Source organism: Phreatobacter aquiterrae, from assembly GCF_053471285.1.
Genome location: NZ_JBJPHW010000019.1, coordinates 1 through 26,545, shown reverse-complemented (window position 1 = coordinate 26,545; position 26,545 = coordinate 1). Strand labels below are relative to the sequence as shown.

At 67.0% G+C, this 26,545-nt stretch carries 25 protein-coding genes and 1 pseudogene; 5 read left to right on the top strand and 21 right to left on the bottom strand.

What is annotated here, in order from left to right:
- Window position 1: 1 nt before the first annotated feature.
- The 3 genes from ACJ4V0_RS20610 to ACJ4V0_RS20600 are packed head-to-tail and all read right to left on the bottom strand — an operon-like array spanning window position 2 to window position 2,591.
- On the bottom strand, window positions 2-499 hold the full coding sequence (locus tag ACJ4V0_RS20610) for an acyl-CoA carboxylase biotin carboxyl carrier protein subunit (RefSeq protein ID WP_448301488.1): 498 nt from the start codon (window positions 497-499) through the stop codon (window positions 2-4).
- Window positions 499-1,980: an acetyl-CoA carboxylase biotin carboxylase subunit gene (locus ACJ4V0_RS20605; RefSeq protein WP_448301487.1), complete on the bottom strand. Its 1,482-nt coding sequence runs from the start codon at window positions 1,978-1,980 to the stop codon at window positions 499-501. Before ACJ4V0_RS20605 ends, ACJ4V0_RS20610 begins: the two co-directional genes overlap by 1 nt.
- Window positions 1,977-2,591, bottom strand: coding sequence for a TetR/AcrR family transcriptional regulator (locus tag ACJ4V0_RS20600; RefSeq protein ID WP_448301486.1), 615 nt, complete (start codon window positions 2,589-2,591; stop codon window positions 1,977-1,979). The genes ACJ4V0_RS20605 and ACJ4V0_RS20600 overlap by 4 nt, the downstream gene beginning before the upstream one ends.
- Window positions 2,592-2,756: 165 nt before the next feature.
- On the opposite strand from ACJ4V0_RS20600, the gene ACJ4V0_RS20595 reads away from it, so the two are divergent.
- Window positions 2,757-3,962: an acyl-CoA dehydrogenase family protein gene (locus tag ACJ4V0_RS20595; protein ID WP_448301485.1), complete on the top strand. Its 1,206-nt coding sequence runs from the start codon at window positions 2,757-2,759 to the stop codon at window positions 3,960-3,962.
- A gap of 4 nt (window positions 3,963-3,966) precedes the next feature.
- Here ACJ4V0_RS20595 and ACJ4V0_RS20590 read toward each other — a convergent pair whose 3' ends face one another.
- Complete coding sequence (locus ACJ4V0_RS20590; RefSeq protein ID WP_448301484.1) at window positions 3,967-4,767, bottom strand: enoyl-CoA hydratase/isomerase family protein; 801 nt, start codon at window positions 4,765-4,767, stop codon at window positions 3,967-3,969.
- A gap of 82 nt (window positions 4,768-4,849) precedes the next feature.
- On the opposite strand from ACJ4V0_RS20590, the gene ACJ4V0_RS20585 reads away from it, so the two are divergent.
- Genes ACJ4V0_RS20585 through ACJ4V0_RS20575 form a run of 3 tightly spaced genes read left to right on the top strand, consistent with a single transcriptional unit; the run spans window position 4,850 to window position 8,289 of the window.
- Window positions 4,850-5,653 carry an enoyl-CoA hydratase-related protein gene (locus tag ACJ4V0_RS20585; RefSeq protein WP_448301483.1) on the top strand — a complete coding sequence of 268 codons (804 nt, stop codon included), beginning with the start codon at window positions 4,850-4,852 and terminating at the stop codon, window positions 5,651-5,653.
- Entirely contained in the window at window positions 5,650-7,440 is a 1,791-nt protein-coding gene (locus ACJ4V0_RS20580; protein ID WP_448301482.1) for an acyclic terpene utilization AtuA family protein, read from the top strand. Before ACJ4V0_RS20585 ends, ACJ4V0_RS20580 begins: the two co-directional genes overlap by 4 nt.
- Window positions 7,441-7,443: 3 nt before the next feature.
- Window positions 7,444-8,289, top strand: coding sequence for an SDR family oxidoreductase (locus ACJ4V0_RS20575; protein WP_448301481.1), 846 nt, complete (start codon window positions 7,444-7,446; stop codon window positions 8,287-8,289).
- A 22-nt stretch (window positions 8,290-8,311) separates the two neighbouring features.
- Here the strand turns inward: ACJ4V0_RS20575 and eutC are convergent, their stop codons facing one another.
- The 5 genes from eutC to ACJ4V0_RS20550 all read right to left on the bottom strand — a co-directional run bounded on the left by eutC (window position 8,312) and on the right by ACJ4V0_RS20550 (window position 15,314).
- A complete protein-coding gene (gene eutC, locus ACJ4V0_RS20570) occupies window positions 8,312-9,082 on the bottom strand; it encodes an ethanolamine ammonia-lyase subunit EutC (protein ID WP_448301480.1) in 771 nt (256 codons plus the stop codon).
- A complete protein-coding gene (locus ACJ4V0_RS20565; RefSeq protein WP_448301479.1) occupies window positions 9,079-10,467 on the bottom strand; it encodes an ethanolamine ammonia-lyase subunit EutB in 1,389 nt (462 codons plus the stop codon). Before ACJ4V0_RS20565 ends, eutC begins: the two co-directional genes overlap by 4 nt.
- A gap of 186 nt (window positions 10,468-10,653) precedes the next feature.
- On the bottom strand, window positions 10,654-12,600 hold the full coding sequence (locus tag ACJ4V0_RS20560) for a MacB family efflux pump subunit (RefSeq protein ID WP_448301478.1): 1,947 nt from the start codon (window positions 12,598-12,600) through the stop codon (window positions 10,654-10,656).
- A gap of 1 nt (window position 12,601) precedes the next feature.
- Window positions 12,602-13,828 carry an efflux RND transporter periplasmic adaptor subunit gene (locus ACJ4V0_RS20555; RefSeq protein WP_448301477.1) on the bottom strand — a complete coding sequence of 409 codons (1,227 nt, stop codon included), beginning with the start codon at window positions 13,826-13,828 and terminating at the stop codon, window positions 12,602-12,604.
- A 46-nt stretch (window positions 13,829-13,874) separates the two neighbouring features.
- Window positions 13,875-15,314 carry an efflux transporter outer membrane subunit gene (locus ACJ4V0_RS20550; protein WP_448301476.1) on the bottom strand — a complete coding sequence of 480 codons (1,440 nt, stop codon included), beginning with the start codon at window positions 15,312-15,314 and terminating at the stop codon, window positions 13,875-13,877.
- A gap of 122 nt (window positions 15,315-15,436) precedes the next feature.
- Between ACJ4V0_RS20550 and ACJ4V0_RS20545 the strand changes: the two genes are divergently transcribed.
- Complete coding sequence (locus ACJ4V0_RS20545; RefSeq protein WP_448301475.1) at window positions 15,437-16,117, top strand: TetR/AcrR family transcriptional regulator; 681 nt, start codon at window positions 15,437-15,439, stop codon at window positions 16,115-16,117.
- Window positions 16,118-16,120: 3 nt separating this feature from the next.
- Here ACJ4V0_RS20545 and ACJ4V0_RS20540 read toward each other — a convergent pair whose 3' ends face one another.
- From ACJ4V0_RS20540 to ACJ4V0_RS20485, 12 genes and pseudogenes are all read right to left on the bottom strand, one after another.
- A complete protein-coding gene (locus ACJ4V0_RS20540; RefSeq protein WP_448301474.1) occupies window positions 16,121-17,032 on the bottom strand; it encodes a flagellin in 912 nt (303 codons plus the stop codon).
- A 16-nt stretch (window positions 17,033-17,048) separates the two neighbouring features.
- Window positions 17,049-18,785, bottom strand: coding sequence for a flagellar hook-associated protein FlgK (flgK, locus tag ACJ4V0_RS20535; protein ID WP_448301473.1), 1,737 nt, complete (start codon window positions 18,783-18,785; stop codon window positions 17,049-17,051).
- Window positions 18,786-18,824: 39 nt separating this feature from the next.
- Window positions 18,825-19,274: a flagellar protein FlgN gene (locus ACJ4V0_RS20530; RefSeq protein WP_448301472.1), complete on the bottom strand. Its 450-nt coding sequence runs from the start codon at window positions 19,272-19,274 to the stop codon at window positions 18,825-18,827.
- Window positions 19,271-19,453, bottom strand: coding sequence for a hypothetical protein (locus ACJ4V0_RS20525; RefSeq protein ID WP_448301471.1), 183 nt, complete (start codon window positions 19,451-19,453; stop codon window positions 19,271-19,273). The genes ACJ4V0_RS20530 and ACJ4V0_RS20525 overlap by 4 nt, the downstream gene beginning before the upstream one ends.
- Window positions 19,454-19,593: 140 nt before the next feature.
- On the bottom strand, window positions 19,594-20,850 hold the full coding sequence (gene flgE, locus ACJ4V0_RS20520; protein WP_448301470.1) for a flagellar hook protein FlgE: 1,257 nt from the start codon (window positions 20,848-20,850) through the stop codon (window positions 19,594-19,596).
- A 10-nt stretch (window positions 20,851-20,860) separates the two neighbouring features.
- Complete coding sequence (locus ACJ4V0_RS20515) at window positions 20,861-21,157, bottom strand: flagellar hook capping FlgD N-terminal domain-containing protein (RefSeq protein ID WP_448301469.1); 297 nt, start codon at window positions 21,155-21,157, stop codon at window positions 20,861-20,863.
- Window positions 21,158-21,428: 271 nt separating this feature from the next.
- Complete coding sequence (locus ACJ4V0_RS20510) at window positions 21,429-21,761, bottom strand: hypothetical protein (protein WP_448301468.1); 333 nt, start codon at window positions 21,759-21,761, stop codon at window positions 21,429-21,431.
- A gap of 149 nt (window positions 21,762-21,910) precedes the next feature.
- The gene (locus ACJ4V0_RS20505; protein WP_448301467.1) at window positions 21,911-22,342 is read right to left on the bottom strand and encodes a flagellar export chaperone FliS; all 432 of its coding nucleotides are present in this window, start codon (window positions 22,340-22,342) and stop codon (window positions 21,911-21,913) included.
- Window positions 22,342-24,087: a flagellar filament capping protein FliD gene (fliD, locus tag ACJ4V0_RS20500; RefSeq protein ID WP_448301466.1), complete on the bottom strand. Its 1,746-nt coding sequence runs from the start codon at window positions 24,085-24,087 to the stop codon at window positions 22,342-22,344. The genes ACJ4V0_RS20505 and fliD overlap by 1 nt, the downstream gene beginning before the upstream one ends.
- A gap of 74 nt (window positions 24,088-24,161) precedes the next feature.
- A complete protein-coding gene (locus ACJ4V0_RS20495; protein ID WP_448301501.1) occupies window positions 24,162-24,455 on the bottom strand; it encodes a flagellin in 294 nt (97 codons plus the stop codon).
- Between the two features lie 363 nt (window positions 24,456-24,818).
- A pseudogene (locus ACJ4V0_RS20490) lies at window positions 24,819-25,343 on the bottom strand (flagellin); the annotation flags it as partial.
- Between the two features lie 138 nt (window positions 25,344-25,481).
- Complete coding sequence (locus tag ACJ4V0_RS20485; RefSeq protein ID WP_448301500.1) at window positions 25,482-26,111, bottom strand: RNA polymerase sigma factor; 630 nt, start codon at window positions 26,109-26,111, stop codon at window positions 25,482-25,484.
- Between the last annotated feature and the right edge of the window lie 434 nt (window positions 26,112-26,545).

Genomic DNA, 26,545 nt, shown 5'->3' with positions numbered 1-26,545 from the left:
GTCAGTGATCCTCCGAAGCGAGGGTCACCAGCACGGCATCGCGCTCGAAGCTCTGGCCGGCGGCGACATGGATCGCTGCGACATGACCGTCGTGCCAGGCGCGGATCGTCGTCTCCAGCTTCATGCTCTCGATGACGAGCAGCGGCTCTCCGGTGGCGACCGCCTGACCGACCTCGACGGCGACGCGCGCCACTGTGCCGGGCATGGGCGCGCGCGCCACGTCGGCGCCGCCACCCGCATCGGCGTCGGCGAAGCGCCGGGCAGGATCGAGGTGGCGCAGCGTGTGGTTGCCGCCGGCGACGTGGATGTGCAGCAGTTCACCGTCGCGAACCACGACGACCTTCTCGCAATGGCCGTCAACGCTGAGTTCACCCTCGTTGCCGCCCAGGGCAAGGGACACCCGGGCTGTCCCAGCGTCACCAAGCAGCCGGTAGCCATCGCTGATCCGGCTCAGCCAGACCTCTGTCTCGGTTCCGGCGATGTCGAAGGCGTGCCGCATCAGTTCCTCCACCCGCCGATGGCCGCATGCAGCGCGGGGATGGCATCGGCCTCGTCGCGCACGGCGCGGGTCGCGAGCGCCGCGACGGCGCCAAGCCGGAGGCGGACCTTTGGATCGGGCGCCGGCTCCGCCGCGAGGCCCGGATTGGCGTCGAGCCAGCCGGTGTGCACCTCGCCCGCGGCAAAGGCCGGATCGGCGATGAGACTGTCGAGAAAGGCGATGTTGGTTTCGCAGCCGAGCAGCACGAAGTCGGCGAGCGCCTTCCGTGCCCTGCCGATCGCAGTCGTCCGGTCGCCTGCATGAACGATGAGCTTGGCCAGCATCGGATCGAAGGCCGTCGTCACGCGCTGCCCCTCTGCGATCCCGGCATCGACCCGCACGCCCTCGCCCGCGGGAAGGCGCAGCGCGAGGACCGGCCCGGTCGTCGGCGTGAAACCGCGTGGCGCGGATTCGGCATAGATGCGCAGTTCGATGGAGTGGCCGTTCGCGCGGATGTCGGCCTGGGCGAGGCCAAGGGGCTCACCTGCCGCGACGCGGATCTGCATCTCGACGAGATCGATGCCCGTCACCATCTCGGTGACCGGATGCTCGACCTGCAGCCGGGTGTTCATCTCGAGGAAATAGAATGCGCCGCGGCCGTAGATGAACTCGACCGTGCCGGCATTGCGGTAGCCGGCGGCACGGGCGATCTCCGCCGCCGTCTCGCAGATGCGCACTCGCTCGTCCGCCGTCAGTGCAGGCGACGGCGTCTCTTCGACGATCTTCTGGAAGCGACGCTGGATCGAGCACTCGCGCTCGCCAAGATGGACCACGGTGCCATGGGCGTCGCCCATCACCTGAACCTCGATATGGCGCGGCTGCTCGACGAAGCGCTCCACATAGAGCCGCCCGTCGCCGAAATAGCGTTCGCCCTCGCTGCGGGCCTGGGCGATCTCCTGTGCGAGAAGGCCCATGTCGCGGACGATGCGCATGCCCTTGCCCCCGCCCCCGGCCGAGGGTTTCACGAGAAGGGGCGCACCGAGAGCCCGGGCACGCTTGAGGAACGTCGCGGGATCGTCATCCTCGATGGCCGAGGGGGCCACCGGAAAGCCGCGTTCGGCGACGAAGGCGCGGGCGCGGATTTTGTCGCCCATCAGGTCTATGGCCTCGGGCGTCGGTCCGATGAAGACCATACCTGCCGCCGCCACGTCGCGCGCGAAGCCGGCATTCTCCGACAGGAAGCCATAGCCGGGATGGATGGCGCCGGCCCGGGTGCGGCGGGCGGCTTCGATGATCTGTGCGCCATCGAGATAGGCGGCGACGCCGGTGCGCCCCTCGATCCAGACGATCTCGTCGGCCGCAGCAAGGGCCGGCGCGCCGCGGTCGGCCTCGTGGGCCACGACCACCGTGCGAAGACCCATGCGGCGAGCCGTGCGGACGATCCTCAGCGCGATCTCGCCCCGGTTCGCGATCAGCAGCGTGTCGAACGGCAGGGCTGTCATTTGCGCCCCCTCTTCGGGCGCACCATCAACCCGTAGCGCAGGAGTTCCACCAGCGCGGTGGCGGTGGCGTCCACGTCGAGGGGGCGCCCGGTCACCGCCGCCCAGGCGCGGTGCTCGATGGCGCCGAAGATCACGTCACGGACCAGACGGATGTCGATGTCGGGACGTACGTCACCCGAGGCGATGCCGCTCTGGATCACGCGCACGAGAATGGAGGTATAGCGGCGGTTCAGCTGCTGCACCGCCGAGCCCTGATAGTCGGAGGCCGTCCTGACCTCGGAGATGAAGAGCCGGCACAGATCGGTATCGATCACGAAGCCCTCGATGTGCCTTCGGATCAGGTCGTGGAAGCGGGTCTCGAAGGGTGCCTCGCGGGCGGCGATCGACTCGAGGTCGACCATGGTGCGTTCATAGAAGGCAGTGAGCACCGCGTTCAGGAGGTCGCGCTTGCTGGTGAAATAGCGATAGACGAGACCGTCCGACACGCCGGCCCGCCGCGCGATATCGGCGATGGAGGTGCCCTCGAATCCGGCCCGCGCGAAGGCATCGCGCGCGGCGTCCAGGATCGAATCCCGGCGGTCCTGCATCCTCTTGGCGCTGATCACAGGCATGCGCGCGCCCGCGGCGCGGCCAAACCGCGCCCCTCCCTGTCCATGCGTTCCTCCCTGGCTGCGCCTCTGATGATACGGACGCTTGCCAAGTGAGCAATAGTGAATATCATTCAATTAAACCTGTCAACACGCCCGAAGCGGCGGAACGTCCCGGGGGAGGACACCATGACCACACTCGCCGCCGAGGGGCGAAACAGCCCCTATTCCGCCTTCGACCTGACCCCCGAGCAGCAGCAGATCCTCGACACCGCCACGGACTTCTCGCGTGAGCAGCTCTTTCCCCTGCAGCAGCGCATGGACGACGAGGAATGGTGGCCGCCGCAGGCCATGCCGGCGCTGGCCGGCGTGGGCTTTCTCGGCGTGACGGTCCCGGAAGATCTCGGCGGCAGCGGCTCCGACTTCTTCACCTCGGGCCTGATCACCCAGGGGCTCGCGCGCTACAATCCGTCGGTCGCCCTCTCCTATGTGGCGCATGAGAACCTGTGCCTGAACAACATCGTCCGCAACGCCAGCGATACGGTCAAGCGGCGCTTCGTCCCCGGCCTCTGCGACGGCACGAAGATCGGCGCCCTCGCCCTCACCGAGCCCGGTGCCGGCTCCGACGCGCTCGGCTCCATGGCGACCACGGCGCGTCTCGATGGCGATGACTACGTGCTGAACGGGCGCAAGCTCTACATCACCAACGGCCCGGTCGCCGACCTCGTGCTGGTCTATGCCAAGACCGACAAGACGAAGGGCGCCAAGGGCATCTCGGCCTTCGTGGTGGAAAAGGGGACCCCCGGCTTTGCCGTGGCGCAGAAGCTCGACAAGATGGGCTTCCGCGGCTCGACGACGGCCGAGCTGACCTTCGACGACTGCCGCGTTCCCGCCTCCAACATGGTGGGCGAGGAGAACCGCGGCGTCGCCGTCGTCATGAGCGGGCTCGACCTCGAGCGCGCCATCGTCGCGATGATCAATGTCGGCATGGCCGAGCGGGCGCTGGATCTCGCCGTTGACTATGCGAAGACGCGCCAGCAGTTCGGCAAGGCGATCGGCGAATTCCAGCTCGTCCAGGGCAAGCTCGCCGAGATGTACGTGACCCTCGAGGCCATGAAGGCGCTGTGCTACCGCACGCTCGCCCAGTGCAACGACCTCGCCGAAGGCGCCGGCGGACGCGGCGAGATCCACAAGGTCACGGCGGCCGCCATCATGTTCGCGGCCGAGGGCTGCACCCGCGTCATCTCGGACGCCGTGCAGATCTTCGGCGGCGCCGGATATATGCGTGAAACCGAGGTGAACCGCCTCTATCGCGGCTCGAAGCTCTTGGAAATCGGCGCCGGCACCACCGAAATTCGCAAGTTGATCATTGCCGGAGAGCTGCTGCGCAACTGACCCGTCAATTGGGAAAGACCGCAGCCCGCCTCTCGATGAAGGCGCTGATGCCCTCGCGAAAATCGGCGGTCTCCGCCCGCGCCACGAAGGACGCCTTCTCGGCATCCAGTTGGGCGTCGTAGGACTGGCCGGAAGCCTCGCCAACGAGCCGCTTCACCGCGGCCGTTGCGCCCACGGACGCCTGATCGAAGATCGCGGCCAGCCCGAGCGCCGTCGCCTCGACCTCTGCCGCCGGGACCACCCTGTTGACGAGACCCCAGGCCAGCGCGGTCCCGGCGTCGATGCGCTGGTTGGTAAGGATCATGTCGAACGCCCGACGGGCGCCCACCAGCCGCGTCAGCGACCACGTCAGCCCACCATCCGGGCTCGTCCCCAGCCTGGTGTAGGCCGAGAGGAAGGTCGCATCCTCCGCAGCGACGACCATGTCGCAGGCAAGGGCCAACGAGAAGCCGCCGCCCGCCACCGGACCATGCACCGCCACGATGACCGGCTTCGGCATGGAGGTGATTCCACGCAGCGCCGTGTGGAAGAGATCGATCAGGCCCGCGGCTGTCTGGGGAGCCGCAGCGAGGTCCTGGTGGAAAGATCCGAGATCGCCTCCCGCACAGAATGAGCGTCCGTTTCCGGCGAGGACGACAGCCCGGATACCGGGGTCACCTGCCGCTTCGCCGACCGCTGTCACCAGACCGCGCCCCATGGCCGGATCGAGAACGTTCAGCTGGCGCGCGCGATTGAGCCGGATGATGGCGACCCCTCCCCTGCGCTCCATCAGAACGGGGTGCTGCTCGGTGGCCTCGGTGCTCATGGCGTCCTCCCTTCGGGCGATGGAGCCCTCTTGTACCACCCTTGATCGCCAGGCGGTTTGCGCTACAGTCACTGAAAAATGAATGACATTCAATGGGAGCGAGACGATGAGCGAGGTGCGCAAGGAGCAGCGCGGCGCCGCGCTGTGGCTGACCATCGACCGCGAGGAGAAGCGCAACGCGCTGGATGACGCGGTCCTCCATGAACTGATCGTCGGCGTCGAGGAAGCCGGGCGCCGCGACGACATCCGCGCCGTCGTGCTTACCGGCGCGGGCGCGAAGGTCTTCTGCGCCGGTGGCAACCTGAAGAGCGACGCGGAAGGCGATCCTTTCCGGGTCGATCCGAACCGCCTCGACAACCCCGTCGCCACCCTGTTCCGCGCCATGGAGAACGCGCCGGTCGCCACCATCGCCCGGGTCAACGGCCACGCGCTGGGCGGCGGCTTCGGCCTCGTCTGCGCCTGCGACTTCGCCATCGCCGCCGATCATGCGCGCTTCGGCACTCCCGAGATCACGCTCGGCCTGTTCCCGCTGATGATCCTGCCGGCGATGCTGCGCACCCTGTCGCGCCGCGACGTGATGCGCCTGTCCATGATGGGAAAGCCGATCTCCGCCACGGAAGCCGCGGTAATCGGTGCGGTCAACGAGGCGGTGCCGGCCGCAGATCTCGACGGCCGTATCGACGAGGTCGTGAAGGCCCTTTCCGGCGGCGCCCCGACCGCCATGCGCTTCGGCCGGCGGGCGCTCAACACCCTCGCCGCCATGCCCTATCTCGAAGGCATCGAATATGCACAGCGCGTGCTGCCGCTGTTGTCCCGCACCGACGATGCCGTCGAGGGCTTCAAGGCCTTCAACGAGAAGCGTGCGCCGAGCTGGGTGACGCCATGAACTCCGACCGGATCATCCGCATCGGCGGCGCGGCCGGCTTCTGGGGCGACAGCCCCGACGGCGCGCGGCAGCTCGTCGCGCGCGGCAACATCGACTATCTCGTCTTCGACTATCTCGCCGAGATCACCCTGGCCCTGCTGGCGCGCATCCGCGCGCGCAAGCCCGACCTTGGCTACGTCCCGGACTTCGTTGAGGTCACGGCGGCCGTCCTGCCGGAGGTGATGGCGCGCGGCATCCGCGTCATTTCCAATGGCGGCGGCATGAACCCGCGCGCCGCCGCTGCCGAATTGTCCCGCCGCGCCGCCGCTCTCGGCCTGTCACCGAAGATCGCGGTGGTGACCGGCGACGACCTCCTGCCGCGCATCGAGGAGTTCCGGACGGCGGGCATCGTCGAGATGTTCGCCGGCACGCCGATGCCGGAGCGCTTCGCCAGTGCCAACGCCTATCTCGGCGCTGGGCCGATTGCCGCCGCCCTTGCGGCGGGCGCCGACATCGTCATCACCGGGCGCTGCGTCGATTCCGCCGTCACGCTCGGCGCGCTCATGCATGCCTTCGGCTGGCCGCCGGACGACCACGATCGCCTTGCCGCCGGCAGCCTCGCCGGCCACCTGATCGAATGTGGTGCCCAGGTCACCGGAGGCATCGCCACCGACTGGGAGCAGGTGCCCGGCTGGGAGGACATGGGCTTCCCGGTCGTCGAGTGCCGAGAAGATGGATCCTTCGTCGTCACGAAGCCAGCCGGCACGGGCGGCCTGATCACGCCGCTGACGGTGGGTGAGCAGATGCTCTACGAGATCGGCGACCCGGCGTCCTACCTGCTGCCGGACGTCGCCTGCGATTTCCGCTTCGTGACCATGACGTCGGACGGTCCGGACCGGGTGCTGGTCTCGGGCGCCCGCGGCCGCCCGCCGACCGGCCAGCTCAAGGTCAGCGCCACCTGGCAGGACGGCTTCCGCACCATCGGCACGGTGACCATCGGCGGCCGGGACGCCGCCGCCAAGGCGAGGCGCGCAGGCGAGGCCATTCTCGCCCGCGCCGCCCGCCTTGCCGGCGAGGCCGGCCACGGTTCCTTCGCCGAGACCTCCATCGAGGTGCTCGGCAGCGAGACGACCTATGGCGACGAGGCCCGCGCCGAGGCGGCAGCCAGCCGCGAGGTCGTGCTCAAGATCGCGGCGCGTCACGCCGATGAGGCGCCGCTGGCCCTTCTCGCTCGCGAGATCGCCCCGGCCGCCACGGCAATGGCCCAGGGGTTGACCGGCTTCTTCGCGGGACGGCCGGGCGTGCAGCCGGTCTATCGGGGCTATTCCTTTCTCGTCGCCGCGGAAACGGTTGTCGCGTCGCTCGAGATGGACAGCGGGACGCGCGAGATCCCGTCGCCCCGGGGAAGTGCAAGCGAGCCTGTCACCACCCCGTCGTCCGCTCCGGCCCCGGTAAAGACCGGCCACGCGGTGCCACTCGTCGCGCTGGCTGTGGGGCGCAGCGGCGACAAGGGCAATGCGGCCAATATTGGCATCATCGCCCGGCGGCCAGAGGACCTTCCACTGATCCACGCCGCACTGACGCCCGAGGCCGTAACCGCCTACTTCCGGCACACCGGCGTCACCCGCGTCGAGCGCTTCGACATGCCCGGCATTCACGCCCTGAACTTCGTGCTGCACGACTGCCTCGGCGGCGGCGGCGTGGGTTCGCTGCGCATCGATCCGCAGGGCAAGGCCTTCGCCCAGATGCTGATGGATTTCCCCGTTCCCGTGCCCGCCGGCTTCACGCCGGCCCGCCGAGGAGGATGAAGCTTGCCCACGACCCGGCCGCCGGCCCGCGATCCCCTGACCTCGCCCCTGACCTTCCGCGACGACCTTCTGAAGGACCAGGTCGTGCTGGTGTCGGGGGCAGGCAGCGGCATCGGCAAGGCCATTGCCATCCAGTGCGCGCGTCTCGGCGCGAAACTCGCCATCTGCGGCCGCAAGGTGGAGAAGCTGGAAGAGACCGCCGCCATCCTGCGCGACATCGGCGCGGAGGTATTTGTAAGACCAGCCACCATCCGCGACGCGGAGGATGTCGATCGGCTGCATGCCGACGTCTGGGAGCGCTTCGGCCGGCTCGACCATCTGGTCAACAATGCCGGCGGCCAGTTCCCCCAGGCGGCCATCGACTATTCGGTCAAGGGCTGGAACGCCGTCATCGACACCAACCTCAACGGCACCTGGTACATGATGCAGGCGGCGGCGCGGAACTGGCGCGACCGCGGCCTGCCCGGCTCCATCGTCAACATCGTCACGGTCGTGTGGCGAGGCATGCCGGGCGTCGCCCACACCTGCGCCGCACGGGCGGGCGTCATCTACCTGTCGAAGACGGTGGCGATCGAATGGGCGCCGCTCGACATCCGCATCAACTGCGTCGCCCCCGGCGCCATCGCCACCGAGGGCATGGACGTCTATTCCGACGAGGCCCAGCGCGACCTGCCGCGGTCCAACCTGATGAAGCGCTTCGGCGAGGCGACGGATGTCGCCGACGCCGTGACCTATCTGATCGCCCCGAGCGGCTCGTTCATCACCGGCGAAGTCGTCGTGGTGGACGGTGGGAACCAGGTCTGGGGCGACCAGTGGACCATCCCCCGTCCCGACTACTTTGCCGGCTGAAGGCGGGGTGGGGCAGTCTGCGTCAGGCCCGGCCCAACAGGTCGATGCCCGGGGCTGCGATGGCGCTGTCACTTTCATCCTTCAGCGCGACGCCCGTGAGCTGACGTCGCAGGGCCTCGCGCATGAGCCACGTGGCCTTGAAGGCCGCTTCGGCATAGCCGAGTCCCGCGCCGTGGATGTTGGAGATGCAGTTGCGCTCTCCGTCGTTCCGGCCAGGGTGCGGCGCATAGGTGATGTAAAGCCCCAGACTGTCGGGCGACGAGAGGCCAGGCCGCTCCCCGATCAGCATGACCACCAGCCGCGCCCGTAGGAGCTCGCCGATCTCGTCGCCGAGCGCGACGCGGGCCTGTGTCGCGACCACGACCGGGCCAAGGCTCCAGCCTTTCCGCGCGGCATGCGGCTGCAGAGCGGACAGCATGGAGACGGCATGGGCATGGACGGCGCTGGAAGAGAGGCCGTCGCCGATGATGATCGCCACATCGACAGGCCCACGGCAGGCATTCTCCAGCCGCTCCCGACTGTCGGCATCCAGGCTGCGGCCGAGATCGGGGCGTAGCAGATAGGCCTGCCGCGTCGCAGCCCGGCTCGCCACCTCGACCCCATCCAGTCCGAGCGCCTCGATGCCGGCCCTCACCGCCGCCGCATCGAAAGGCGCCAGCACGGCGTCGCGGGCGGTGGCGTGGGCAAGCGCGAAGCGCAGCGTCTCCGCCGTCGTCAGCGCCGACCCCGCCCGCCCGAGGCCGATGCGGGCCGGCGTGGTCGCCGCGAGCTGGCGCCAGATCTCGGCACTCATGCGCCAAGCCCGGTCAGGGCCGACAGGAGTGGCAGGCTGTCGGCCCGCGGCAGCAGACGCCCGTCGGCTCCCGTGATGCCCTGCCGTTGCAGCCAGGCCTCGAACTCGGGCGCGCGCTTCAGACCAAGCAGGTCGCGGATGTAGAGCTGATCGTGGAACGACGTCGACTGGTAGTTCAGCATCACGTCGTCGGCGCCGGGCACGCCCATGATGTAGGTGACGCCCGCCGCCCCGAGCAGCGTCAGAAGCGTGTCCATGTCGTCCTGATCGGCCTCGGCGTGGTTGGTGTAGCAGACGTCACAGCCGAGCGGCACGCCCATCAGCTTGCCGCAGAAATGATCCTCCAGCCCGGCGCGGATGATCTGCTTGCCGTCATAGAGATATTCCGGGCCGATGAAGCCGACGACGGTGTTGACGAGCAGTGGCTCAAAGGCGCGCGCCACCGCATAGGCCCTGGCCTCCAGCGTCTGCTGATCGACGCCGTGATGGGCGTTGCCGGAGAGCGCCGAGCCCTGACCGGTCTCGAAATACATGACATTGTCGCCGAGCGTGCCCCGCTTCAGCGAGCGGCCCGCCTCCATGCCCTCCTGCAGCACAGCGAGATCGATACCGAAGGACGTGTTGGCGGCCTGCGTGCCGGCCACCGACTGGAAGACGAGGTCGACCGGCGCGCCGCGCTCGATCAGCTCGATCGACGAGGTGACATGGGTCAGCACGCAGCCCTGGGTCGGAATGTCGAAACGGGCGATGAGTTCGTCCAGCAGCTTGAGGAGGTCCGAGAGCACCGGAAGGCTGTCGGAGGCGGGGTTGATGCCGATCGTGGCGTCGCCCGTTCCGTGCAGAAGGCCGTCGGCGATGGAGGCGGCGATGCCGCGCGCGTCGTCGGTCGGGTGATTGGGCTGCAGCCGGACCGCCATGGTGCCGTGCAGGCCGATCGTGTTGCGGAAGCGGGTGATGACGGAACACTTGCGCGCGACCGCGATGAGGTCCTGGTTCCGCATGACCTTGGACACAGCCGCCGCCATTTCCGGCGTGATGCCGGGGGCGAGGGCCGCCAAAACCCCGGTGGTCGCAGCGTCGGACAGAAGCCAGTCTCGAAAGCCCCCGACCGTCAGATGGCTGACGGGCGCGAAAGCCGCCGCATCGTGGCGGTCGACGATGAGCCGCGTCACCTCGTCGGCCTCGTAGGGCACCAGAGCCTCGGCCAGGAACAGCGTCAGGGGCTGATCGGCGAGCGTCATGCGCGCGGCGACATTCTCCTCGGCGCTGGTGGCGGCGATGCCGGCCAGCTGGTCGCCGGACCTCAGCGGCGTCGCCTTCGCCATGAGGTCCTTCAGGTCGCGGAACTGATGGGTCCGCTGGCCGATGGTCTGTCGATAGCGCATGGCGGCCGGAACTCCTCCTCGCCCCGCCATGCTGCTCAGAGAGCGGGATACTCGTCCACATAGAGCGTGTGCTGACCAGCCCGTCGGTCGGCATCCAGCGATGGAGCCGCGCTGAATGGCGCTTTCGGCTCTATGGCCAGCGTGACCGTGCCCTCCGTCTGACGGACAACTATCACCAAACGCCCCTCACCGCGCCAGTGCCACCACCGGGTCGAGCCGTGCCGCATTGCGCGCCGGGAGAAAGCCGAAGATGAGGCCGATCAGCATCGAGAAGACGAAGGCCAGGACGATCGAGGCCGGCGAGTAGATCAGCGCGAAACGCGAACTGAGCAGGTTGAACGCAGAGCCGAGCCCCAGCGCGGTGATCACGCCGACAATGCCGCCGATGACCGTGATGAGCACCGCCTCGATGAGGAACTGCTGCAGGATGTCGCGCCGGCGACCGCCGACCGCAAGCCTGACGCCGATTTCCCGGGTCCGCTCGACCACCGAGACCAGCATGATGTTCATCACGCCGATCCCGCCGACCACCAGCGAGATCACGGCGATCGAGGCGATCAGCAGGGTCAGGGTCTCCGTCGTCTGCGTCATGGTCTGGCGAATGTCGTCGGTGTTGAGAATGAAGAAGTCCTGCCGCCCGTGGCGCTGGAGGAGCAACCGCGTGACGGCCCTCAGAGCCACATCGCTCGCGACGTCCTCCCTCACCCGCACGGTGATGCTGCGAAGCGAGGGATCGCCCAGGAATCGCGACTGGACGGTCGTATAGGGCAGGAACACCGAGAGGTTCTGGCTCGATCCGAAGCCGCTCTGCTGGCGCGCGGCGACGCCGACAATGCGGCAGGGCACGCTGCCGATGAGAATGATCTGTCCGACGATGCCTGTCTCGCCCGGAAACAGACGCTGCGCCGTGTTCTCGTCGATGACGACATCCTGCGTCAGCCGCCGGACGCTGTCGGCATCGAAAAAGCGGCCTTCGCGCAGTTTCGTGCCCTTGACCGCAAAGTACCGATCGCCAACGCCATTGACCATCACGCTCGCTTCGATCGCGCGGTAGCGCACCGTGCTGGAGGTGGAGACCGTCGGGGTGACGGCTGACGCATAGGGCTCGCCCTCAAGCGCCCTGGCGTCGTCGACGACAAGCGTCTTGATCTTGCCGGAGCGCACGTCACCGAAGCTTGTTCCGGGAAAGATCTCCAGCGTGTTTGTCCCCAGACCGCTGATGTTGGCGAGGACCCGCTGCCGGGAGCCTTGCCCTAGCGCGACCATGCACACCACCGAGGCGATTCCGATGATGATGCCGAGCATCGTGAGGAAGCTGCGCAGCCGATGGGCGTTCATCGAGACCCACGCCATGGCGAAGGCCTCGCGCAGGCCGTCGATCTGCACGGACAGGGCATTGCGCCGCTGCGTGCCACGCTCCGCTTGAGGGACCGCCTGTGTCCCCGGCGCCTTCTGCTCGTCGGCGACGATCCTGCCATCGCTGATCTCGATGATCCGCCGTGCGCGGGCGGCGACCTTTGGATCATGCGTGACGATCACAACCGTGTGGCCCTCGGCATTGAGTTCCTCGAGGATCCGCAAGACCTCGGCGCTGGCGGCCGTGTCGAGGGCGCCTGTCGGCTCGTCCGCCAAGATCACCTGCGGATCGTTCATCAGTGAGCGGGCGATGGAGACGCGTTGCTGCTGGCCGCCGGAGAGCTGGCTTGGCCTGTGTCCGGATCGGTCGGCGAGCCCGAGGCGCCCGAGCAGCGCCGCCGCGCGCGTCTGCCGGTCGGCGCGCGCCATGCCGGCATAGACGGCGGGGATCTCGACATTGCCGAGGGCGGAGAGTTCATCGAGCAGGTTGTAGCGCTGGAAGATGAACCCGAAGTGGTTGCGGCGAAGGTCGGCAAGATCGTCGGGCGAGAGGCTGGCCGTCTCCTGCCCGTCGATGGCGTAGCTGCCGCGGCTCGGACGGTCGAGGCAGCCGAGAATGTTCATCAGCGTCGACTTGCCCGAACCCGAGGCGCCCATGATTGCGACCATCTCGCCTGCGCGGATGTCGAGGTTGATGTCCCTGAGCACGGTGATCGTCTGGTCGCCGCTCTGAAAGTCGCGGCTGAGCCCGCTCAGGCGGATGAGGGGTTCGCCCATGTCAAAGCCCCATGGGCGGCGGCGGCCCGCCGCCCGACTGCGCCGACGTGGCAGTCGTCGATGTCGGTTGCTGGCCCGTGACGACGCGCTCGCCGGCGGCAAGGCCCGAGACGATTTCGGCCGTGACCTTGTTGTCGAGACCCACGGCCACCTCGCGGCTGGCAACCCGTCCGGCGTCATCGATAACCCGGACCGTTGCCGGTCGCCCGGTTGCGGCCGGCGTGACGGCTGCCGACGGAACGGTGACGACCCCGCGTGCGACGCCGATCACCACGACGACCTGCGCCGTCATGTAGGTGCGCAGCACGCCGTCGGGATTGGGCACGTCGAACTGGCAGAAGTAGTAGATCGCCGAGGACGATGTGCTGCTCGACGAACTCGACGAGGTCGTGCTGGCCGACGTGAAACTGCTGTCGTTCTTCACCGATTCCGGGGCCGGATCGATGGATTCGACCCTCGCCTCGAAACGCCGGTCCGGGTCGCCGAGGATGGTGAAGTGGAGCGGCTGGCCGACCTTCATCCGCACCACGTCGGCCTCGGAGATCTCGGCCTTCACCGTCATCACGTCGACCTGGCCGATGACGGCGACCGTCGGCGTGGTCTGTGCGGCGTTCAGCGTCTGCCCTTCCTGCGCCGTCACCGACAGCACCGTTCCGTCGATCGGCGCGGTGATCCGGGTATAGCCAAGGTTGACCCGGGCGGTCGCCACCGACACCTCGGCCTGGGCGATCTGTGCGTCGAGTTGGGCAATCTGCGTGCGGGTCTGCTTCACCGTCTGTTCGGCGGTCTCGAAATCCGCGCGCGATCCCGCCGTCTGCGCCAGCATGGTGCGCTGGCGGTCCAGCTTCAACTCCGCATAGGCGAGGATGACCGCCTTCTCCTCGCGCTGGGCGCGGGTACTGGCCAGCGCCGCGTCGGCGCTGCGCAGCGTGTTCTGCTGGGTGAGCGAGTCGATCTCGGCGACGAGATCGCCCTTCCTGACCACCTGGCCGATCCGCACCGGGATCGACAGCACGCGGCCCGAGACCTGAGCGCCGACGGCAACGAGCTTCGCGGGCTTCACCGTGCCGCTCGCCAACACCGTGACCTCCACGTCGCCGACCGCAGCGGAGGTCGTCAGGAGCCCCGCAGATGTCGGCTTGACGGAAAGCACATCGCGCAGGGCATAGGCCGAGGCGGCGGCGACAAGGAGCAGAAGGAGGACAACGATTTTGCGTTTCAAAGGCATTCCCGGCAACGGCCGGGCTCCTGGATATGAGGGTGCGCACGGGCCTCTAGCGGGCGAACCGCGGGCCGGTGTCGCGATCAATCACGAGGGGTTTCGAAGGATCGAGAGTGCCGCTCCAGCCGCCTCCAAGCGCCTTGCCGAGCGCAATGAAACGCGTGGCGATCAGCACCTGGCTTTGCAGCAGCGAATCCTCGGACTCGTAGAGCGACCGCTCGGCATCGAGAACTTCGAGGAAGCTGGAGGCTCCCTGCCCGTAGAGGACCCGCGCCAGTCGTGCCGCCTCGCGGTAACTGCGCGCCGCGGTCGAAAGACTCTGGTAGCGGATGCGTTGCTGGGCGAGACCGACCAGGGCGTTCTCGACATCCTCGAGCGCAGAGAGAAGCGACTGGTGGAAGGCGGCATAGGACTGATCCCGCTGCGCCTCCTGAACCTCGACAGCTGCGCGCAGGCGGCCCGCATTGAAGACGGGAATCGTGACCGACGGACCATAGGACCAGGCGAGCGAGGATCCGTTGGCGAGATCGCCGATGCGGATGCCGCTGGTGACCAGTGACCCGGTCAGCGAGACGCTCGGATAGCGCGCCGCCTCGGCCTGCGCGACCTTTGCGGTGGCCTGCGCCAGTTGGCGCTCGGCCTGCCGCACATCGGGACGCTGAAGCAGAACATCGGCCGGTACCCCGGGTGGGAGATTGCGGCGGGGAGAGGGAATGGCGGCATTCCGCCGCAACCGCGCGACAATCGCCGCCGGCGGGCGTCCGGTGAGAACGCCGATCCGGTGGGTCGAGGCGGCAAAGGCCGTCTCCAGGGTCGGGATATTGGCCGCGGTGCTGCTCGCCAGAGCCGTCGCTTTGGCCACGTCGACCGCCGAGGAGGCCCCGGCCTCGAACTTGGCGCGGGTCAGAGCGGCCGTCTGGCGCTGGAGGGCGGAGGTCCGGCGCGCGAGCCCGGCCCGGGCAAGGCTGCCTCTCGCCTCGACATAGTTCTGCGCTACGTCACCGACCAGCGTCAGCACCGTCGACCTCAGGCTCTCCTCCGCCGCCTCGATGCCGCGGTCGGCAGCCTCGATGCCGCGGCGCGTCTGACCGAAGAGGTCGAGTTCCCAACTCGCGTCAAATCCCGCCTGGTAGAGATTGGACGTGACATTGCCACCCGAAGCGGAGGCACTGGACCGGGAATGGGACGACAAGGCACCGCCATCGACCTGCGGAAACAGCCCGGCAGCCGTTTGCCGCCGGGTCGCGCGCGCCTCGCGGATGCGCGCCTTGGCGGAGGCCACATCGAGATTGGCGGCGATGGCCTCCTCGATCAGGCCGTCGAGGACGGGATCGCCCAGACGCTTCCACCAGTCCGCGAGTTCGCCGGGCCGGATCGGCGGCGCATTGCGGGCATTGGCGTGATGGGACGACAGCGCCACCCCCGGCATGCGGTAGTCGGGACCGACCGCACAGCCCGCAAGACCGAGCAACACCGGTGCGATCATGAGCATGGCGCGGCCGTTCGGGCGACGGCATGATGCCATTGCGTGCGTGCGGGATAGGATGATCATGGCCCCAGAAACAATTGGAAACTATTGAGTTTATTTAATAGCAGTGTCCTGCTAGGGTCAATGTGCGAAGGCCATCAGCACGATCACGAAAGGTTCAGAGCTTGCCCGACGACGATGCTTCACAGGTCTCTGCGACAGCAAGGCGTGGTCGCCCGCGCGTCCTCCCACCCGGCGATCAGCGCGACCGCGCACTTGCCGCGGCGCGCGAACTGCTCCTTGCGGCCGGCTATGGCGCCATGACCATGGACGGCGTCGCCCGTCGTGCGCAGCTGTCGAAGAAGACGCTCTACGAGATCTTCGCGAGCAAGGCCCAACTGATCGGTGCCATCGTCGAGGCCCATCGGCGATCGATTCTCGACTTGCCCTGCGAGACCGACGAGCCTCCGGAGCAGGCGATCAGGCGGATATTCCGCGTTGACGGTGATGAGGGCGAGGCGATCGGGCATGACGGCCTGATCCGGTTGATTGTCGCGGAGTCCCGCGCCTTTCCCGAACTGCACGACATCTTCGTTTCCCGCGGTCCGCGCGTGGCGGAGGCCGAACTGGCCGCCTGGATCGCGCGGCAAGTCGCGCGCGGCCGCCTCGTCACTGATGACCCGACAGCCTGCGCCGGCGTGCTGCTCGACATGATGTTCGGCGCCATGATGCCGCGCACTGATCATGGCGAGGCTCCCGACCGACAGCGCCGGATCGACGCCGCCATTGGCGTGTTCCTGAACGGCACGCGCGCACCGGGCCTTTGAACCTCAGCGCAGATAGTCCAGCAGCGACAGGCCCTGAACCTTGGCGACCGCCGCGTAAGAAGCCTGGAGCTGCGTCTCGTATGCGGTCAGTTGCACCGTGACGGCTGCGACGTCGACCCCGGTGAGGCCGGTCAGGGTGGTCGAGACGAAATCCTGATAGTCCTGCTGCGAGGTCGAAGCCCGCTCCAGCGCCGCGGAACTTAACGACAGGCGCGACTGAACCGCCGTGACCGAGTCCAGCGCCGAGACCAGCAGCGTCGAGAGCGCCTCGAACGCGCTGTCAGACGTGGAGCCGTCCACGCCGGCCAGGGCATGCACCGCGTGGAACATCGCCTCGAAAGCCGGATCAGCCGCGGTGACGCCATAGGAGATGGACCGCTCCGAGGAAACCTGCACCGCGGCGACGGTGCCGTTGCCCTGATAATAGCTCGTGTCGGCGGTGGTCAGCTCCGCCGGATCGTAGGCGCTCAGGTCGACGGGCGCGGTGGTCGTGGCGCTCCCCGCGAACAGGTAGCGCCCCTCGTAGCGGACGTTCAGGAGCCCGGCGAGATCCGCCAGGGCGCTGGCGGCGGACGCCGCGAGACTCGCATCGGAGGTCGCCGTGCTGTTGGTTCCGCGAGCCGCGGTCACCTGCGCGCGCAGGTCGGTCAGGATGTCCGTTATCGTGGACATCTGGTCGTACATGACCTGAACGCGGCTGTTCGCCTCGTCCGCAGCCGCGCCATAGGCCTTCGAACGTGCCAGCGACACTTCCAGGTTGAGGACCCGGGAGGCGGAGGCGCCAAACCCGCCATAGTCGGTGGAGACAAGGCCGGTCGCCTCCTGGATCTGCATCCGCGCCATCTTGGCCTGCGTCTGCAGGGACGCCGACAACATGCGCTCGTTCATCGCGAAGGTGGCGACCCGCATGGCCATGGTGGTCCCCTCCCCGTCAGGTCGATTGGGCCGCTGCCAGCAGGGCGTCGAACATGGCGTTCAGGACCTGCAGGAGTTGGGCGGCTGTCGAATACTGCTGCTCGAGTTCGCTGAGCCGGGCCGTCTCCTCGTCGAGATTGACGCCCGTCTGGGAGGAGAACAGATCGGACAGGGTCTGTTGCGCCGTCTGCTTGGCTGTCAGATCGGTGGCTGCCGACGTCGCGCGGCCCGCTGCTGCCGAGACGATGCGCGCCGCATAGTCCGCGAAGCTCTCCTGGCCTGCGGCCAGGCTCCCGGCGGCGGCGAAGGCGGTCTTGCCGCCGAGCGCGTCGCTCAGGCCCTGGGCAATCCCGTTCTCGCCGCTGCTGATCACGGCCGCGCCGGTCGTCAGAACGGCGGCGGTGCTGAGACCCCCCGTGGCCAGCGTTCCGGATTGGGCCAGAATGTCGGGACGAACCGCTATCGTGGCCGCACCCGTGCCGGCCAGCAGGTCGTTCAGCCCGAAATGGGCCGCGAACCCGGCGCCATCGCTCCCGACCGCCGCATCCAGATCGGCGAGGCTCACGCCCTGCCCACTGGCTTGCGCGGCTATCACGAGATGCCCGCTGGCGTCCAGCGAGGCGCTGATGCCGTCGAGGGCGTCGAGCGCCGAGACAACCTCGTCCACCGTCGCGTAGCTCGACAGCTCGAGATCGGCGTAGGAGACGAGGCTGCCCGTCGCATCGGTCAGGGCCACGCGGAGTGTTCCGGTAGCCGAGAACGCATCGGAGCCGGCGACGGCGACCGAACCGGTCAGGCTGTCGGGAGATGGAAGGGCGCTGCCGGCATTGTAGGCGCTGTTCAGCGCGGCGATCAGCCCTCCGGCCAGCGCATCGAGTTCGTCCTGGCTGGCGACCAGCGTCTCGTCGCGCAGGGTGACCAGGGCGCCGATTGTTCCCGAGCTGATCTGGCCTGTGATGTCCTTGCCGTCGACCGTGATGGCGCCAAACACCGTATCGGCCGTCACCGCAGAGGTCGCTCTGTAGGAGAGCGCGTGCACGGAACTGTCGAGCAGCGTCGTCCCGCCGCTCGAATAGATGCGCATCTGGTTGTCGGAATTGACGTAGTAGGAGATGTCCATCTCGGTCGCGATGGCCTGGAGGGCGGTATTGCGGAGGTCCTCCAGATCGGCGGTCGATCCGCCACGCGCCTGGGTCGCGGCAATCTGGGCGTTGAGATCGGCGATGGTGCCGAGCGCATCGTTGACAGTCGCGACCGCGTCCTCGATCCCCGCATCGGCATCGGCCCGAAGGCTCTGGATGCCCGAAGAGGTTTCCCGCAACTGGGCTGCCACATCCTCCAGCGCCTGCACCGCCTGCGCCTTCAGGGTCTCGCTCTCCGGCGTGGTGGCGAGCGAGGACATCGCGGCTTCAAGGCTGACGAGGCTGCTCGCGAGGGAGGTGCCGCTCGAGCCCGACGTCGTCCCGTAGAGCGATTGTAGCCGCGAGGCGAATGTATCGGTCGCCGAGGCGGACCCCAGAGCGCTCGCCGCAGCCACGAGGTCCTTGACCAGGTATTTGTCGACGCTGCTGGTCACCGCCGTGATGGTGACGCCGGTGCCGACTCCATTGGAAACCGCCGCGGCCTGGTTCGCCGTCTTGCGCGTGTAGCCCGTCGTGTCGGCATTCGCGATGTTAGAGGAGGTGACGCTCATCTGGTATTGCGCCGCGGACAGCGACGAATAGGCGATGCTGCGAATCGTCGAAAACGACATGACTGCCTCCTCACCCCCGATGCGGTGCGTCCGGGTACCTCAGACGAGCCGTCCGACCACACCGGCCGGAGCCGGCCGCGCATGGGTCATGACGCGGCCATTGGCCTGGTAGGAGCCGTGATCGGTCACCTGCTCGCGCATGGCGCGCATGACCGCGTCGACCCGCCGGCGGGTAGCCTCGATCGCAGCCTCCAGCCGGTCGACGTTCTCGTTCATCTCGGCCTGCAGGTCCGCGCCGCGCCGCGTCATCCAGCCGCGCAATTCGGGATCGGCCTGTTCGAGGCGCAGCTTGCGTTGCCGAACCGCCAGGGTCCATTGCTCGAGTTCCGCAGCGAGCGAGGCCTTGCGGGTGACGGCGTCTGTCAGCGAAGCGGGGACGCCTTTCGCCAGCAGGGCATTCTCCTCGCGGATGACCTCGGCCATCGCGTCGATCAACGTGATGATGCGGACCACCATGGCGTCGATCTGGTCTGCGGTGAAAAGCGTCATCGGACAGGTCCCTGGTTGGCTGCGCGACCGGTTTGCCCACCGGTTCGCAAGGCTGCGGTGCGGCGATAGGCGTCGCCGGCTCTGGTCTCAGCGAGGATCGCGTCGAGTTCGATCCGCACGCTGGCCCGCCCCGCCTTGAGGTCGCGGATGAGGGCGTCGAGGTCGGTGAGCAGTGCCACCAACTCACGCCTCGCCGCCCCGTCCTGGGGCGGCGGGCGCTCGCCCGGGCCGAAGCGGGATTGCGCGTGCCGTATCGCCCGTTCGAGGCGGTCGCCGAACGGATCAGCCTCCTGGCGGCGGGGGAACGGACGGGGACGGCTCATCGGACGGCCGAGATGAGCGTGTCGTACATCTTGTTGGCAGCCGACATGACCTGGGCCGCGGCCGAATAGGCCTGCTGCGCCGACATCATGCTGGAGAATTCGCGGCTGGTGTCCGTGGTGCTCGCCTCAAGCTTGCTGCCGACGATATTTCCGGCGCCATTGGTCCCGGCAATGTTGAGCGTGCTGCCGCCGGAAGCTGTGCTGGCAGAATAGACGCCGCTGCCCTCGGCGCTCAGGCCATCGGGATTGTTGAAGGTGGCCACTGCCACCTTGTAGATCGCCCGCTGCTGGCCGTTGTCATAGCTCGCATAGACCGTGCCGTTCGAGATGGTGATGCCGCTGAGGCTGCCGAAGCTGACGCCGTCCTGCTCGCTCTGAAGACTGACACTCAGCGTCGAGGCGCCTGTGGAGAGCTGCGACAGGCCGCTGGAGGTTCCGGCCGTGCCCATGTTCACCGCAATCGAACTGTCGGCCGCGCCGGTCGTCCAGCCCGAAATGGTGACTGTCGGCGGGTTCGGCGTGGTGCTGGCGAGGGTGCCGTTGGAATTGAAGCTGATGACCACCGGGTCGCTGGTGACGCTGGCGAGCACGGTGGAGCCATCCGAACTGGTGGGATTGGAATAGCTCGCCGTCCACTCGTTCTCGGCCGTCTTGGTCCAGGTGATGCTGGTCTTCGCCGCTGTGCCGAGTGAATCATAGATCTCCACTTCGCTGGTGAAGGTTGCGCCGACCGCGGCATCGGCCGGCAGGTTCGCCCTCAGGCTGAGTTCGGTGGTCGCCGCGGCAATGCTCGAGACGGCCGTGGTGCTGATCGATTCGAGCGCGCTCGCCGTGGTGCCGCCGACGACATTGCCGCTGGCATCGGTCGGCCAGCCCTGAAGATAGTAGTCGCCGTTCGTCAGATAGCCGCTGGCGTCGACCGTGAACTCGCCGTTGCGGGTGTAGTAGGTGTTGGCGCTGTCGCTGCCGGTGGCGACAACGAAGAAGCCGTTGCCGTCGATGGCCATGTTGGTGGAGGTCGTGCTCGCTGTCAGCAGACCCTGCATCGAGATGTTCGAGACGGTACTGACCGCCACGCCGCCGGCTGAATAGGTCGACGATGATGTGCCGGTGAGCAGGCTTTCGAAGCTCGCCGAGACGGTCTTGTAGCCGTAGGTGCCGGCATTGGCGATGTTGTCGGAAATCATCGCCAGGGCCGAACTCTGCGAGCTCAGCGCCGAGACGGCCGAATTGAGGGCGCCGGAGAGGCTCATGACAGGCGCCTCAGACCGAGATGTCGAGCTTGGAGGCGATTCCCGAAACCGTCGAGGAGAGCTCGGACAGGGTGCTCGACAGCTGGGTCAGAGTGTTATTCGTCTGTGCCTGCTGGTCATAGCTGGCATAGGACATCATCTGGTCCATCAACTCGCTGGTGTCGGTGGTGTCGAGCGGGTTCTGGTTCTGCAACTGCTCGACCAGCAGCTTGAGAAAATCGTCGCTGGAGAAGCTCGACGCACTCGACGTCGAGGAGGTGCTCGACGTGCTCGTCGTGCTGGTGGATGAGAGGGCACTGATGCTCATGGCAGACCTCGACCGTTGCCCGACCTCCGGTGCCGGAGATCGGGGTTTCGTGGGCGACGACGGTTCGTGTGGCGTCGCTAGTGAAACGGTCGGGTGAGGAAATTCAGGCGCGGATTCTGCCGAAGCCGAACAGCGGAAACGTCAGCGATTTCAAGTATGAATGAAGTGCTGACGACAAGCGTGAAACTGGCACAGGCAATCCCGTAACCCGCATGCCGACAGCGGGACGGCGCGACGCAAGGTTCATCTTGGGGAACGACGCCGCCGGTCGTCAGCCGGGACGGCGAAGCCGATGCGGCACGGCGGTGTCAAGACGCCCCCGCGGAGCGCGGTCGACAGCCGCGGTCGGTGGAGAGGCGACATGGGGCAGTGCGGGGGCGGTTTCCCGGGCGAGACTGACGATACGGTCGGCCAGTCCGGCAGGCGCACGGATGGTCGAGGTGGTGGTGATCAGGGATTTCAGCAGGCGGGCGTCCTCGATCAGGCGCCTGGCAGTTGGATCGTCGCGCAGCATCGCTTCACCCAGCACCCGCTCGGCTGCCGGCCAGCGGGACAGATCGTCCCCGAAGCGGTCGAGGGCATCCTGGAAATCCAAGCGTTGCATGGGATCCGCCCGTCAAAAGCCTTCGCATGCCGGCGCGCCCACCGACGCGCGATTGCATGTTGCCGTATCCGTCTGTGACGGTGTGCAACACCTCGTGTCGAATTGTTACGCGAAACACAGATGATTTGGCGAGAGGCAAGTTGGCCGGGTCACGACGGCCGTGCGACGGGCCGGGACACCATCTGCGCCTCTTCGGCGAGGGTCCGCATGCCGGCCGCCGAAGCCCAGGCATCGCGCAATTCCGCCAGCCCCAGGGCAATCTTGCGGTAACGCGCGGCGGCGTCCGGCCTCCCGTAGGCCGTATGCAGGGCGATGGCGTTCTGATTGTAGGCCTTCAGCAGGATCTCGGCGACGTCGCCGCCCTTGTCGAAGCGCAGGTTGTGGCTGAGCCCCTGAAGGATGAGGCCGGCCTTGGCGACGGCGATGAAGCTGTCCTCATGCTTCCTCGTCTCGATCGCCTGAACCGCACGGCGGATCTGCACCAGCGCCTCGTCGAAGAGCCTGACGACCGCAACGAGTGGATGCACGCGGGTGGCCGTGGTGCGATAGGCCGAAATGGCGTGGTTCAATCTCTGGTTCATCACGAACTGTTCCATTGGTCGAGCAAGGCGGTGAGATAGTCCTGGGTGGACTCGGCCGCCGCGATGGCGGCCTGATACTGGGCATAGCGCCTGGTCAGATTGGTGCGATAGGTTTCGGCTGACGTGCGGATGCTGTCGCTTTTCGTCTGGAGGCTGTCGGATGTGCTCTCCAGATTGTCGATGAGCGTCTGGAGCGTGCCGGTGGAGCTGTTCGCGACCGCATGGGTGGTCTGGTAGAGAAGCTCGGCGATGCCGGTGCTGAACGAGACGTCGATCGAGCCGGACGACTTACCGACATAGACGAGGGTATAACCCTCGTAGATCGTGCCCGCGGCCCCGATGATGCGGGCGCCATTCACCGTGAACAGCGATGGATCGCCGTTGACGGACACCGATGTGAGCGCTCCGCTTGCATCGGTCGTCACGTCCAGCCTGAAGGCGGACGGCGTCGACGTCCCGCGCGACAGCAGCATCAGGTCACTGGAGGAACTCTCCATCTGGAAGCTGAGAAACGACTGCACCGCATCGAGGTCGCTGAGCAGGACATCGTCGAGCGCCGTCTCGTCCAGGACCAGGTAGTTGTTCTTGTCGAAGGTCAGGCCGAGCAGGGCCATGGCATTCTCGTCGATCTTCCGGTTCAGCGCGTCATAGATGGCGAGCGTCGCGCTGCGCAGCGTCCCGTCACCGAACAGGACGGAGTCCGACGATGCGGTCCCGGAGCTGGTCAGCGTCTGCTGGCTGATGGCAAATTCGCGGAAGGCATTGTAGGCGTCGACCAGCGCCTGAACCGCCGATTTCACCTCGCTGACATCGGCGCCGACCTCGACCGTGATGGAGGTGTCGGCCGGCGTCGTCTGATAGAGGCGGAACGTCATGCCTTCGATCAGGTCGGCAATGTCGTTGGAATCGCGCGTGATGATGATCCCGTCGAGCTTGATGATCGCATCCTGCGGCTCCTGGAGCACATGGGCCGGAGCGCCGTCATCGTCCAGAACGCCGAGGCCCCCCAGGACATCGTCGCCCGACACCGCGCTGGCCGATATCGTCTTGCCGGTCTCGGCACTGGTCAGGATCAACTGATAGGCGGAACCGGACACCTTGAGAACGGTGGCCTGGACACCGGACGTCCTGGTGGTGTTGTTGATCGCCTCGGCGATCTCGACGAGCGTCATGTCGGCTGCAATGGCGATCTCGACCTGATCGCCGCCCTCGACACCGAGCGCAATCACCCCGTCATGGCCGAGGTCCTCGGTGCTGCTGCCGACAGCGGCTGAAGAGAACTTGTGCGCTTTCGCCAGTTGCAGAACCTGCAGGTCGTAGGAGCCGACATCCGTGCCACTTTTCACCGACACGGAGACGGACGAGGAGGCATCGACGCTTCCATTGGCGGTCAGGTAGGCGGCGCGGTTGAGGAAGGTATCGTCGGCGGAGGCGAGAACGCCGGAAGGCGCCCGCAGCGATTGTGCGGCCGTCGTGATGCCGGTCAGCAGCGACTGGAGGTTCTGGTAGGCCGCGACCTTGGACTGGTTCGAGTTGATCTTCAGATCGATCGTGTCGGCGCGGGCAAGCTTCGCCTGGACGGCCGTTTCGATGAGCGCATTCCAGTCGATGTCGGAACTGCTCGACGTGCTGTTCGTGCCGCTCGAGTTCGACGCGCTGCCGGAACTCGTCGTCGCGGTGGTGGTCGAGGTGCTGTAGGCGGAAGACAGAAGGCTGGACGTGCTCGAACTCGATACGGTGGACATCGCGCGGCCTCCGGAAGGGAGAGGACCGGAGCAAAGCCCCGATCCTCCTTCGCGTCAGTGAAAAGTGTCAGTCGTCACTGCAAAAGCTTCAGGAGGTCCTGAGGCATCTGGCTGGCCTGCGAGGCGGCGGCGACTGCAGCCTGGGTCTTCACCTTCGCCGAGGCGAGCTTGGCGGATTCCGAGGCGACGTCGACGTCCTGGATGGCCGAATTGGCCGCCGTCAGATTCTCGATGCTGGTGGCGATCGATTCCGAGCGGAAGGCGAAGCGCGACTCGGTCGCGCCGATGTCGGCGCGTGCTTTCGAGACGATGTTGATCGCCTCGTCGAGAGCCTTGAGCGCGGCGCTCGCACCGTCCTGGGTCGCCACCGACAGGGTATCGCCCTTGTCCCGCCCAGCGCTGGTCGTGGTGGCGAAGCCGAGGTCCGACGCAGAAAGGCCGGTGAAGTCGTCGAGCGTAATTTCGGCGGCCGAGCCGGTCGCGCTGTTCGACAGGGTCAGGGCGCCGGTGGTCGCATCGACCGAAGCGGTGACCGTATTTCCCGACACCGACGACAGGGCGGTGTTGATCGCATCGGCGATGTCGTCGGCAGAATAGACACCGTCGCTGCCCGCGCCGCCGTCGTCCTCGAGCGTCACCGTCGTGCCGTTGACGTTGAAGGAGACGTCGACGCCGCTCGCGTCGAACCCGGCCGACCCGCCGACGAGGTCAGTCGCCGCTTCATCCGCCGCCGCCGTGATGCCGAGTGCGCTGGCTGTCAGCGCGGCGATGGAGACCGTGATGGTGTCGGAGGCGTCCGAGCCGACCATGACCGAGATGCCCTGCGCGAATGCGCTGGTGCCGTCGAGCAAGCTCTGGCCATTGTAGCGGGTGGACTCGGAGATGCCGTTGATTTCGTCCGTCAGTTGCGAGAACTCGGCGTCGATATAGGCGCGCTCGTTGTCAGTGACGGTGCCGGAGGCGGACTGCGAGGCGAGCGCCTTCATGCGCTGCAGGATGTCGCTGATGTTGGCCGCGCCGCCGTCGGCGGTCTGCAGCACCGAAATGCCGTGCGAGGCGTTGGTCGCCGCCTGGGTCAGCGTCGTGACATCCGAGGTGATGCGGGTGGAAATGGCAAGGCCGGCCGCGTCGTCCGAGGCCTGCGAGATACGCGAGCCGCTGGCGAGCTTCGACAGCGACGAGGTCTGGTCGGACGAGTTGACGTTCAGGTAGCGGACGGCTGAATTGGCGGCGATGTTCGTCGAAATGACGGGCATGAGGTCGTACTCCTCGCAAGGCTGACACGACGCCTCACGTCAACGAGGCGCTGCAACGCGGACGTCCGCGTCTGAACCTTCAACGAACTGACCCCGCAATATCAGGCGGAAAATCAATAATGGGCCGCGCGGTTATGGTTAACCATCAGTAAATGACTGACGAATGTCGCGCTCTGCGCGATTTAACAACTTCTTAAGTGCCTGACGGCCGCGCTTGAGAAGCGATTCAACTGCCGAGACCGTGGTCTCCATCACCTCGGCGATCTCGGCGTTCCCGAGATCGTCGAAGTAGGACAGGATAATCGCCACGCGCTGCTGGTCGGGGAGGCGGTCCATCGCCTTCTGCAGCAGGTCAGTCACCTCGTCGCGATGCAGCGCGGTCAGCGCGTCGGGCTGGGCATCGGCAACCTCGGGAGCGCTGTCGATCTCCTCCATGCGCGGCTGGCGGCGAAGGTCCAGGCAGCGGTTGGTGACGACGCGGTAGATCCAGGTCGAGAACCGGGCACGGCCCTCCTGCCAGCTCCCGCGGGTGTTCCATATCTTGAGCAGGGTTTCCTGCACCACGTCCTCGGCGTCAGCCGCATTGTGCAGGATGCGCAGTGCGAGCGCATAGGCGCGGTCGATGTGACGCTCGACCAGGGCACGGAACGCCGCCTCTTCCCCACGCCCAATCTGGCGCAACAGCAGATCGTCGGCATCCGTCGGGCGCGCAGTCGCCGGCATCGCATCGATGCCGGTCTTGCGCTGCCCACCCCGTCCGTCCGTCATGACCGGTGCCCCGATGGTCTCCAGATCCAAAGCTGCCGCTCCAAGAGACACTACGATTCTCCCACCCTGGCCAATGGCGACGCCCGGGTTCATGGGGGCCACCTGATACTGAAACGATCGAAGGCGAAAAAGCAGGCGCGAAAAATTCGCCAAATTCTCTTTTTTTTCAGATACTTAGATAGGAATTTTCTGCCGGCCTCTAGGCATTTTCTGCCGGGTCGGGGTACCGGATCGGCTTTCCGGCAGAGACGGACCATTGCAACAGGCCCAACCGGGGACCTCGAACGAGCGTTTCAGGTGATGGAGACATGTGAAATCGCGTGCAAGAACCACCCCCTGCTGGGCTGGTTTCGCGTCCAATAACCACCCCTGCTGAGGCCATAGCGCACGATCCTTTCCGTTTTCGGGAAGGGTCCAGGGATGACGGGTGTGGA

Excerpts from the sequence above, each read along its gene's own strand:
- ACJ4V0_RS20590 (WP_448301484.1), bottom strand. The coding sequence starts at position 4,767 with ATGAGCACCGAGGCCACCGAGCAGCACCCCGTTCTGATGGAGCGCAGG.
- ACJ4V0_RS20555 (WP_448301477.1), bottom strand. The coding sequence starts at position 13,828 with ATGCCTTTGAAACGCAAAATCGTTGTCCTCCTTCTGCTCCTTGTCGCC.
- ACJ4V0_RS20560 (WP_448301478.1), bottom strand. The coding sequence starts at position 12,600 with ATGGGCGAACCCCTCATCCGCCTGAGCGGGCTCAGCCGCGACTTTCAG.
- fliD (WP_448301466.1), bottom strand. The coding sequence starts at position 24,087 with ATGTCCACCGTATCGAGTTCGAGCACGTCCAGCCTTCTGTCTTCCGCC.
- flgK (WP_448301473.1), bottom strand. The coding sequence starts at position 18,785 with ATGTCGTTTTCGACGATTCGCAGCATCGCCTATTCGTCGCTGTCCGCG.
- ACJ4V0_RS20530 (WP_448301472.1), bottom strand. The coding sequence starts at position 19,274 with ATGACGCTTTTCACCGCAGACCAGATCGACGCCATGGTGGTCCGCATC.
- ACJ4V0_RS20510 (WP_448301468.1), bottom strand. The coding sequence starts at position 21,761 with ATGCAACGCTTGGATTTCCAGGATGCCCTCGACCGCTTCGGGGACGAT.
- ACJ4V0_RS20585 (WP_448301483.1), top strand. The coding sequence starts at position 4,850 with ATGACATTCAATGGGAGCGAGACGATGAGCGAGGTGCGCAAGGAGCAG.
- ACJ4V0_RS20605 (WP_448301487.1), bottom strand. The coding sequence starts at position 1,980 with ATGACAGCCCTGCCGTTCGACACGCTGCTGATCGCGAACCGGGGCGAG.
- ACJ4V0_RS20610 (WP_448301488.1), bottom strand. The coding sequence starts at position 499 with ATGCGGCACGCCTTCGACATCGCCGGAACCGAGACAGAGGTCTGGCTG.
- ACJ4V0_RS20565 (WP_448301479.1), bottom strand. The coding sequence starts at position 10,467 with ATGCGCTATCGACAGACCATCGGCCAGCGGACCCATCAGTTCCGCGAC.
- ACJ4V0_RS20485 (WP_448301500.1), bottom strand. The coding sequence starts at position 26,111 with ATGACGGACGGACGGGGTGGGCAGCGCAAGACCGGCATCGATGCGATG.
- ACJ4V0_RS20540 (WP_448301474.1), bottom strand. The coding sequence starts at position 17,032 with ATGGCCATGCGGGTCGCCACCTTCGCGATGAACGAGCGCATGTTGTCG.
- ACJ4V0_RS20580 (WP_448301482.1), top strand. The coding sequence starts at position 5,650 with ATGAACTCCGACCGGATCATCCGCATCGGCGGCGCGGCCGGCTTCTGG.
- eutC (WP_448301480.1), bottom strand. The coding sequence starts at position 9,082 with ATGAGTGCCGAGATCTGGCGCCAGCTCGCGGCGACCACGCCGGCCCGC.
- ACJ4V0_RS20515 (WP_448301469.1), bottom strand. The coding sequence starts at position 21,157 with ATGAGCATCAGTGCCCTCTCATCCACCAGCACGACGAGCACGTCGAGC.
- ACJ4V0_RS20550 (WP_448301476.1), bottom strand. The coding sequence starts at position 15,314 with ATGCTCATGATCGCACCGGTGTTGCTCGGTCTTGCGGGCTGTGCGGTC.
- ACJ4V0_RS20595 (WP_448301485.1), top strand. The coding sequence starts at position 2,757 with ATGACCACACTCGCCGCCGAGGGGCGAAACAGCCCCTATTCCGCCTTC.
- ACJ4V0_RS20600 (WP_448301486.1), bottom strand. The coding sequence starts at position 2,591 with ATGCCTGTGATCAGCGCCAAGAGGATGCAGGACCGCCGGGATTCGATC.
- ACJ4V0_RS20505 (WP_448301467.1), bottom strand. The coding sequence starts at position 22,342 with ATGAACCAGAGATTGAACCACGCCATTTCGGCCTATCGCACCACGGCC.
- flgE (WP_448301470.1), bottom strand. The coding sequence starts at position 20,850 with ATGAGCCTCTCCGGCGCCCTCAATTCGGCCGTCTCGGCGCTGAGCTCG.